The sequence below is a fragment of the Streptomyces sp. NPDC002868 genome, assembly GCF_055563295.1.
Genome location: NZ_JBVHDR010000056.1, coordinates 1 through 8,806, shown reverse-complemented (window position 1 = coordinate 8,806; position 8,806 = coordinate 1). Strand labels below are relative to the sequence as shown.

Genomic DNA, 8,806 nt, shown 5'->3' with positions numbered 1-8,806 from the left:
GCAAGTACTTCGCGGGCGACGGCGCCAAGAAGGACGACGACGGCGACATCTGGCTGCTCGGCCGGGTCGACGACGTGATGCTGGTCTCCGGCCACCACCGAGGTGGAGTCCGCACTCGTCTCCCATCCGAAGGTCGCCGAGGCGGCAGTCGTCGGCGCGGCCGATACCACCACCACCCAGGCCATCGTCGCCTTCGTGATCCTGCGCGGCACCGCCACGGAGGACGAAGGACTGGTGGAAGAGCTGCGGGCACATGTCGCCAGAACGCTCGGACCCATCGCCAAACCCAAGGGCATACTCGCGGTCGCCGAGCTGCCCAAGACCCGCTCCGGCAAAATCATGCGCCGACTGCTGCGCGATGTCGCCGAGAACCGTCAACTGGGCGATGTCACCACCCTCACCGACTCCTCCGTGATGGACCTCATCCAGTCCCAGCTGCCCACCACCGCCGACGAGGACTGAGTCCCCGCCGACACCACACGGCGGTGATCCGGAGAAACGGGCCGCCACACAGACCGGATACCGGGCAGTGAATTCCCCCACTGCCCGGCATCTTCTTGCCCTTTCCGGTCCCGGCCTGCCGTGCGCGCGCCGGCTACGCCGCCAGAGCCTCCGCCAGTCCGGCCCGGCCGCTGATACCGAGCTTGTGGTACGCCTTGCTGAGGTGGACCTCGACGGTCCGCAGACCGACGAAGAGCCGCGCCGCGATCTCCTTGTTCGTCAGGCCCTCGGCAGCGAGGTCCGCGACCCGGCGCTCCGAGCGGGTCAGTGCCTCCAGCCCCTGTGAGGCGCGGGACTCCGCCCGGTAGCCACCGGCCCGCAGTTCCTCCTGGGCGAAGCCGGCCACAGCGGTCGCCCCGCACTGCTCGGCGACGCTGACCGCCTGCCGCAGCCAGTTCCGCGCCGCCGAAGGCAGCCCGTTCTGTCGTACCAGCGCCCCGTAGTCGGCGAGCGCCTGCGCGTACGAGAAGCGCGCGGTGGACGGTTCCAGCAGCAGGATGGACTCACGAAGCATGTCGACGCCCGCGCGGCCCCCGGTAATGACTCCAAGAGCGCGGAGCGCCACCCCGGTGACCTCCGGTATCCCCCACGCCTGGGCAAGAGTGAGCTCTTCCTCGGCCAGTGCACTCGCCTGTTCGTGCTCACCGAGGGAGGCGTGGGCCAGCGCGGCCTCGGAACGCCAGGGCAGCACGGCCGGTCCGGCCATCCGGCGGGCCCGGGCGCGGGCTCCGGCGTGGAGGAAGTCGGCGAGGCCCTCTTGGGCCCGGCCCTGGGCCATCCTCAGTCGGCCGCGGACCAGCGCGGTGAAGTCATTGGCCCAGTGCCGGTTGAGCCGGCCGGTCAGCCCGTGGTCGGCGAGCAGTTGCTCGGCCTCCTCGGTGCGGCCCTGTTTGACCAGTGCGTCCGTCCACATGGCCACGCCGTGACTGGTGGTCGGTCCGGCGCCGACACCCCGCAGCGACTCGACGGCGGCGCGGGCGTCGGCCTCGCATCCGACAACGTTACCGACGCGGTAGTTGACCCCGGCGCGCAGCGTGGAGAGATACGCGGAGGTGAGTGCGGACCCTCCCGCGCGGACCGTGCCCATGCTCGCGTTGACGTGGGCGAGGGCGAGATCGGAACGGCCCGCCGCGGCCAGTGCCAGGACCGGGGCGGTGTACACGAAGGATTCGTCGTTCTCCGGGCAGACCCCGCCGCTCATGGCCTGCTGGGCGTAGGCGACCGCGTCCGCCGGCTTGCCTCCGTCCATGATCGAACGGAGCGAGAGCAATGCGGCGAGCGGCCGCTGTACGAGGGTTCCCTCGGCCTCGGCCAGGGCCATCGCCATCAGCCGGGGCATCGCCGCGGCGGCCGTGGAGGTGCGGCTGAGCTGGGCGTAGACCAGGTCGATCTCCAGGCGCAGTGCGTCCACCGGGCTGGCCGGGCGGATCCGCCCGGCGACGTGCTCCAGCACGTCGAGCCCCTCGCTGTAGCGGTCCAGGGTGAACAGGGCAGCGGACAGCGAGCGTGCCGCCGCGGCCTGTTCGCCGGGCGCGGTGGCGAGATCCAGACTTCGGCGGAGGCTGTGCACCGCGCTGGGCACGCAGCTGGCGAGTTCGGCCTCACCGAGCAAGGCGAGCGCCTGGGCCCGAACCGGGTCGGGGAGGGGTTCGCGCAGGGCGCGTCGCAGACAGCCGAGTGCGGCCGCGCGGTCTCCGCGGGCCATCGCTTCGTCGGCGGCGCGGAGCAGGGCGTCGACCGCCCACTCCTGGCCCAGCGGAGCGTTCAGCAGATGAGGGACGACGGTGTCCCAGGCGGCCCCCTGGTCGATCAGGAACCGCGCCGCGCGAGCGTGGAGTTCCTGACGGCGGCTGGGCAGCACTTCGTTGGCGATAGCCACGGACAGGACCGGGCAACTGAAGGCGGTGCCTTCCTCGGCACGGATCATCAGTCCGGTGGCGGTGAGCGTGTGCAGGCTGTCCTCGACAGCCTGCTGAAGCATTTCGGCGGCGCAGGCGATCAGGTCAGCGGCCGGCGCCCGTGGGCCGGCCAGCACGGCAGCCGCCTCGGCGGTGGCGACCGCATCGGGTCCGCAGGCTCGCAGCGTGGCCTGAAGGGTACGGCCCACCTCGGCGGGTACGTAGCGGGCGAGATCGGCGCCGGTGTCGGCGTCCGGCGCCGCTCCATGGGTGCGTATGGACCGGAGCAGGGCGTGCAGCAGGGCGGGGATGCCGCCGGTGGCCGTGCGGCAGGCGGTGACGAAGTCCGGTTGGGGCTCAGTCCCCAGCACCGCTTCGGCGAGTTCGCCGACTTCTGCGTCGCCGAGCGGGGTGAGCCAGATGCGGTGCCGGAACTGCGGCAGCAGCGTGCCGATGCAGTGCTCGTCGCCGGACGGGACCCCCGGACCCATGGTGGCGACCACGGTGATCCGCAGTCCGTCCAGTCTGCGAAGCAGCCTGCCCAGCCACGTGACCGAGGCCGTGTCGGCCCATTGGAGGTCGTCGATCCCCAGCACGACCCGGCGGTCGGCGCGGGTGAGAGCAGCCGCGGCCCGGTACGGAGCATGGAAGTCGGCGATGGCCGCCTGCACGGTCTCGTCCCGCTCCTCTTCGGCGACGTGCTCCAACAACTGGTGCACGACACCGAAATCGGTCGGGGTGTCCAGAGAGTCGGCCGTCGCACAGAGGACGAGATGCCCGTCGGCTCTCGCTCGGCGCAGCACCCGGCGGAGCAGGGCGCTCTTGCCCACGCCGCTGCCCCCGCGCACGATCACCGCCGTTCCGGGTGCGGCAGGTCTGGTCAGCTCACCCAGTGTGGCGAGTTCTCGTTGTCGTCCAATCAGCACGGTCGTTGCCCCGTTGTCATGCTTCACCAACCCACAGCCCTCCACTGCGGTCAGGGAGGCGACCGTGCCGTCACCGTACCGGTTGTCCGCGCCGAGGATGACGCTCCGTAGTGATGAGCAAGGCTGCGCTCAGCATATTTGCTGGAAAGTTCAAGAGCAGAGGGGTGCTGAGTTACAGCGTGTCGTCAGGCTCCGGACGAACCGAAAGGGGACCGGGGGTGCCCACCGAGGGCGTTGACCGGGGTGTCGACCGGGACACCCAAGGGTTTGGCCGGACGGTGGTTCCTGGCTTGCACGGACCTTGCCGACGTTGGTGAAGTGAGATCCATCAACAGCGCTTCCCCGGACAGCTGGAGGACAACCCGTCGCTGCCGGCAACAGCGCCGCCCCAGGCTGCGGTCCTGGCAATGCCTGCGCATTCGTGCGCAGCGTCCCGCTGTCGCCACGGTCCAGCCGCTCGGGGCCATGCCACGGGGAGCGACGCCAAAGTGAGGAGCGCAAGTAGCACCCCTGATACCGACACGGTGCGGCGGGCGGGGCCTCACGATGGAGGGGCACGGTGCCGAGGTGGTCCACCGGCACGTGGGACGGGAGCCGAGCGGACTCGGATTCAACGAACTGTCGGTCAACGGGAACGGTCTCCCCCACAATCCGATGATCAACTCCGGTGCCGTCATGAGTTGTTCGCTCATCGAGGCGTCACTCGACATCGCCGACCGCTTCGACTACGTCGCGGACACCTGGCGGCGGCTGTCGGGCGACAGCCCCGTCGGATTCAACAACGCCGTCTACCTCTCCGAGCGGCAGACGGCCGACCGCAACTTCGCCCTCGGGTACTTCATGCGCGAGCACGGTGCCTTCCCGGCCGGCATCAACCTGATCGAGACCCTGGAGTTCTACTTCCAGTGCTGTTCCGTCGAACTCAACGCCGGTGCCCTGGCTTCCGTGGCCTCCACCCTCGCCAACGGCGGCGTCGTGCCCCTCTCCGGCGACCGGGTCTTCTCGACCGGCACCGTACAGAAGTGCCTCTCCCTCATGTCGTCCTGCGGCATGTACGACTACTCCGGTGAGTTCGACTTTTCACCATCGGCCTGCCGGCCAAGAGCGGGGTGTCCGGGGCTCTCATGCTCGTCGTCCTGCAGGTCATGGGGATCGCCATCTGGTCGCCCCGCCTCGACGCACTGGGAAACTCCGTACGCGGCATCGAGTTCTCCAAGCAACTGGTCGCCAGGTACAACTTCCACGTGTACGACTCCCTCGTAGGAGACGACCGGCAGGGCAAGCCCGACCCGCGGCTGCAGAAGAACCAGACGGCGATCGAGGGAACGATCCGGCTCCTCTGGTCGGCGAGCAAGGGCGACGCCGACGGAGTACGTGCCTGCCTGGCGTCGGGAGTCGCGCCCTCCTCCAGCGACTACGACGGCCGTACAGCTCTCCACCTGGCAGCTTCCGAGGGGCATCTCGACGTCGTCACCTATCTGTTGGAGCAGGGCGGCGGCCCTGCGACTGGACCCAACCAGCGAGAGCGCTTCAAGCAGCCACCCTCTACGAGTGAATCCACCCGCGAGCACGTGATTCCGACGAGCAGCCAGGTGCAACATCACAAGATCAGCGAAAGGGTCCGTTCACGCGTACCCGACTGGGCATTTTCGCGAGTACGCGGACAACGAATCAGCCGAGAGTGGCGCTGCCACTCGTTGCCGTCGCGCGGGGTGCGTCCGGTCGGCCCACCGCCGCTGCGGAGGCCGGTTCCTCCGGGGTGCACGTGACCTTGTCGCGAGGCGTGTAGTGGGTCTTGAAGTCTTCACGCTTGACTTCCCGGCCGTCCTGCACGAAGACGCGGCCGACAGCGACGTCGAACCCTTCGAGTGGGCTCTGGACTTCGCACTTCGGGCCGCTGCCCGTGCGCGTGCCCGGCGGCTTGATGTTGGTGCGCGGCCCCTTGGTCGCACGTATCTCGTCGTACTTCTTCGTGCCGAGGAAGGTGATAGTCACCGAGGTGCCGGTGGATTCGGCCTTGATATAGAGGCCGTGACCAGAATCGTTGGTCCAGCGCAGGTCGAGGGTGCCCCACGCGACCGTGGCTTCGCGGCCCTCGGGGTAGCGCTCGATGTAGAAGGAGTGGGCGCCGTACTCCACGGGCCTGACGCCCGCGAAGAACATGGCATTGAACATGGTGGTGGCGACTGCAGAGACGCCGCCGCCGGGCGACTTCACGTACTGACCATTGTTGATCATGATGCCGTCGACGAAGCCGTTGCCCTTCGTACGCTCACCGACCGTTCGGTTGAAGCTCCATTCCTGTCCGGGCAGAACAACCGAGCCGTTGATGAGCTCCACCGCGCGCGCGATGTTGGTGCTGCGGTAAGGGGCGGGCGGGAAAGCGACGGTGAATGAGGAGACCTTCTCCTTGATGCCGAGCCGCTGTGCCGATGCACTCGTGAGCTGCGGCTGGACCGCTACGGTGGCGATCTCACCGGTGCGGGCCGCGCCGGAACCGGTCAGCAGGGGTACCACGGCCTCGCCGAATGCCTTCGCGGTGACCTGCCGCCCCACAGAGCTTTCCTGGGCCACCACCACGCGGTCGTCGCCGTCGAGCCGGAGCACGGCATCCCGAGGGCCCTGGGAGGCGTCCCGCACCGGGCGGGAGACAGCGGGGTCGGCGAGCAAACTCTTGGAGTCGAGGGCCGGCACGAGGCGGTTTCGGCTGTCGGGCTTCATCGTCAGATGCCTGCCCAGCGCGGCGGTGCCAATGGATATGCGTTTCTCAGCGAGGGTGAGCGTGACGGGTCCGGACATCGCGGGCCGGGCGAACTCGTTCATGGCCCGCTCGGTCTCGTGCGGGCCGATCCGCGGCTGCGTCTGCCTCACCGGCATCACGACGGGGGCGGCATCCGGAGTGCGGAGGTAGCCGTCGCGGATAGTGTCCGGCGCCTTGTCTGTGATCAGGGCGACGCCGGTGACCGGAGCGACGGCCGTCGCTCTGCCCTTCTCGAACGATATCGCCCCATCCCGGACCTGCCGCTTGCTGGCCGCGGCGATACGGTCGGCTCCCGCCCGGCTCTTCCGCTCGTCCATGCGTATCACCGGCTCGACGTCCCGGCCGCCGGAGGCGAAGAGCCTGCCGATTGCCGTTACCGGATCGGATCCTGCGCTTGCGGCGCGGTCGGCGGTCGCTGCGGTGTCGAGGGACAGCCCCAGCGCGCCGGGATCGGCCTTCTCGATGCGGTCACCGATCTTCAACGCGACCGGCGCTGCGAAGACCGGGCCGAGCCTTCGGTCCAGGACCTGCCGGGCGTCCGCTCGGCCCATTCCGCCGATGTCGACCCCGCGCACCCTTGTGCCCTCTGCGATGTCGTCACCGGCCACCAGCCCGGCGATGTAGAGGCCACCCAACGCGAGCACGACAGCCCCACCTGCGACGGGCAGAACAATCCGCCAGTTGCCCGTTCTACTGCGTGCGCGTCCCATATCTCTCCCTGTAGCGCCCACCGGCCGGAAACGTGCGTTTGACCAGCCAGAGCAGCCTGAACAAGTGAATTCGCACAGAATAATCCACAAAATGGAAGAAATAGGAAGAATGTAATTTCCGTCACGATGGAGAAGCTCCCAGGCCGCCCGCGGCGCCTTGGGAATCGCACCCGCCTCCAGTGCCGCATGGTGCGTGCCCTCGACGACGCGATATCGGGCTTCGGCGAGCCGATGCCGTTGACGGAATCCGCCGCGCATCACGTACACAACCGCTGTCGACACTGGCCGAACCGCCTCAGCAGCGCCGACCAGGTCCCCCGTACAGGACGAGCGAGGGCGAGATCAGACTGCGCTCCCGCCTGACCTCCGGCGCCGGGTGGCGTGCTCGCGTTCTCGCAGCGGCCGCCGGTAGAGGGCTGCTACGGCTGCCGGGCCTCGTACGTCGACCGGCCCCGAGGACGAGGACCCGCTCGTGATGAAGCGGTGGGACTACGGGCCCCACCGGTGGATGGAGATCCTGGCCGCGCACGGATTCGCCGCATCGACCGCCCGGGTGCTGCCCGCCCCTGGCAGGACCGCGGAAGGTCGGCACCCTCCTCGTCCGCGCCCACGGGTAGCGCCCGCCCCACCGCCGCCTCGGTCTGTCCACGTCCCCCGTCGCGGACAGCCCGGGCTATTCCATGCCGGTGACGGCCATCTCACCCAGCAGTGACCAGTCGTCATGCGGGACCTTCACGTTCACGATCCGGGGTGTCTCGGCCAGGTGGGGTGGCAGAGTCCGCTGCGCGGTCTTGAAGTGCTCGGAGTGCACGTGCGCTGCCCCGGCGTCGTCGTCTCGGAAGGCCTCGACCAGCACGTACTCCGTGGGGTCCTCAACGCTCCGCGACCAGTCGAACCACAGGCAGCCCGGCTCACCGCGCGAGCCGGCGGTGAAGTCGGCGGCGATCTCAGGCCACCGGTCGGCGTACTCAGGGCGGACCTTGAACTTGGCCGTGATGAAAATCATCGGATTCCTCTCGCTGGACTGTCCACACAATGCGCGTGCCACCTGTGAGGTTGAACCTCGGGAGTGGGCACCGGGTTTCATGCGACGCCTGACAGATTACGTGATGTGATCATCCACCGTTCGAGCTCGCCCCGGGGTGAGGTAGCCGGTCGCCGGAGTGGCGTCGCCGCCGGTTGTAGCAGGCAAGCCAGCGGGCAGGCCGGGGCCGCTGCACGCGGCACCGGCGCTGGCTCCTGGCAGTTCCCCGGAGCCCTCAGCCCGGCCAGGTACTCACCTGGACCCGGCATCTGACGGACCTTAAGACACAGCCTCAGACCTACTCTTGGAAGGTAGAACAAGCTCAGAAGCCGTTGTCTGATTTGGTCGCTGTACGCCGACTTCGACACCGACCTCGCCCACCTCTTCCCCGAAGAGGTCAACCGGCTCACCGACTACGAGATCCGGGAGCTGGAGAAGCGCGGCCTGTGGGGCGACTGGAACCGGCCGTCGGAGCCGGGTGAGTTCGGCCCCGTGCCCAAGGAAGACGGCGGCGACGAAGGCGGCCGCCGGTCCGGCAAGCGCGGCCGCGGTGAGCAGCGCCGCGACAGCGTCACCTCCGCCCGCCAGCGCTGGAGGCCATCCAGAAGCTCACCACCGCCTGAACCCCGCTTCCCGGGGCCGGCCTGCCCGAGCACGGCCGAAGGGCCGCTGATGCCCAACAACACTACTGCGGAGCCCAGTCGGGCAACTCAGCACGTGGAGACGGAACAAAAGAGTTGCATCGCATTCTCGCAGGAGCGTACGGAACGAGCCATATCGCTTAGCAGTGAAGTCGCATTGGCAACTCAACCGTTCAGCGGCGGAGTTCATCAAGTCGATGTCATGGCACTACGCCGTCCACGGCACGCCCTTCGACGCCGGCGTCGCCGAGCCCGTGGTGGAGCCGCGGCGGGTGACGGACATGCCGACCGTGGCGTTGGCCGCGCTGGTGATGTCCTGGCCGCCGACGGTGCCCGGGTGGGACA

Annotated in this window: 4 protein-coding genes and 4 pseudogenes; 4 read left to right on the top strand and 4 right to left on the bottom strand. The window is 68.8% G+C overall.

Going from position 1 to position 8,806, the window contains the following annotated elements; genetic code table 11:
* Positions 1 to 462 (top strand): annotated as a pseudogene (locus ACZ3H8_RS40230) (AMP-binding enzyme); the annotation flags it as partial.
* Between the two features lie 133 nt (positions 463 to 595).
* On the opposite strand, the gene ACZ3H8_RS40225 reads toward ACZ3H8_RS40230, so the two are convergent.
* Entirely contained in the window at positions 596 to 3,325 is a 2,730-nt protein-coding gene (locus tag ACZ3H8_RS40225) for an AAA family ATPase (protein ID WP_467410248.1), read from the bottom strand.
* A gap of 546 nt (positions 3,326 to 3,871) precedes the next feature.
* On the opposite strand from ACZ3H8_RS40225, the pseudogene ACZ3H8_RS40220 reads away from it, so the two are divergent.
* Both ACZ3H8_RS40220 and ACZ3H8_RS40215 read left to right on the top strand, forming a co-directional pair.
* Positions 3,872 to 4,345, top strand: a pseudogene (locus tag ACZ3H8_RS40220) (glutaminase); the annotation flags it as partial.
* 104 nt (positions 4,346 to 4,449) lie between these two features.
* Complete coding sequence (locus ACZ3H8_RS40215) at positions 4,450 to 5,094, top strand: ankyrin repeat domain-containing protein (protein ID WP_467410246.1); 645 nt, start codon at positions 4,450 to 4,452, stop codon at positions 5,092 to 5,094.
* Here the strand turns inward: ACZ3H8_RS40215 and ACZ3H8_RS40210 are convergent.
* Both ACZ3H8_RS40210 and ACZ3H8_RS40205 read right to left on the bottom strand, forming a co-directional pair.
* Positions 4,997 to 6,796, bottom strand: coding sequence for a VanW family protein (locus tag ACZ3H8_RS40210; RefSeq protein WP_467410251.1), 1,800 nt, complete (start codon positions 6,794 to 6,796; stop codon positions 4,997 to 4,999). The genes ACZ3H8_RS40215 and ACZ3H8_RS40210 overlap by 98 nt on opposite strands.
* Before the next feature lie 673 nt (positions 6,797 to 7,469).
* Entirely contained in the window at positions 7,470 to 7,802 is a 333-nt protein-coding gene (locus ACZ3H8_RS40205; RefSeq protein ID WP_467410243.1) for a putative quinol monooxygenase, read from the bottom strand.
* Between the two features lie 796 nt (positions 7,803 to 8,598).
* On the opposite strand from ACZ3H8_RS40205, the pseudogene ACZ3H8_RS40200 reads away from it, so the two are divergent.
* Positions 8,599 to 8,715: pseudogene (locus ACZ3H8_RS40200) on the top strand (DUF4231 domain-containing protein); the annotation flags it as partial.
* On the opposite strand, the pseudogene ACZ3H8_RS40195 reads toward ACZ3H8_RS40200, so the two are convergent.
* Positions 8,709 to 8,806: pseudogene (locus ACZ3H8_RS40195) on the bottom strand (serine protease); the annotation flags it as partial. The pseudogenes ACZ3H8_RS40200 and ACZ3H8_RS40195 overlap by 7 nt on opposite strands.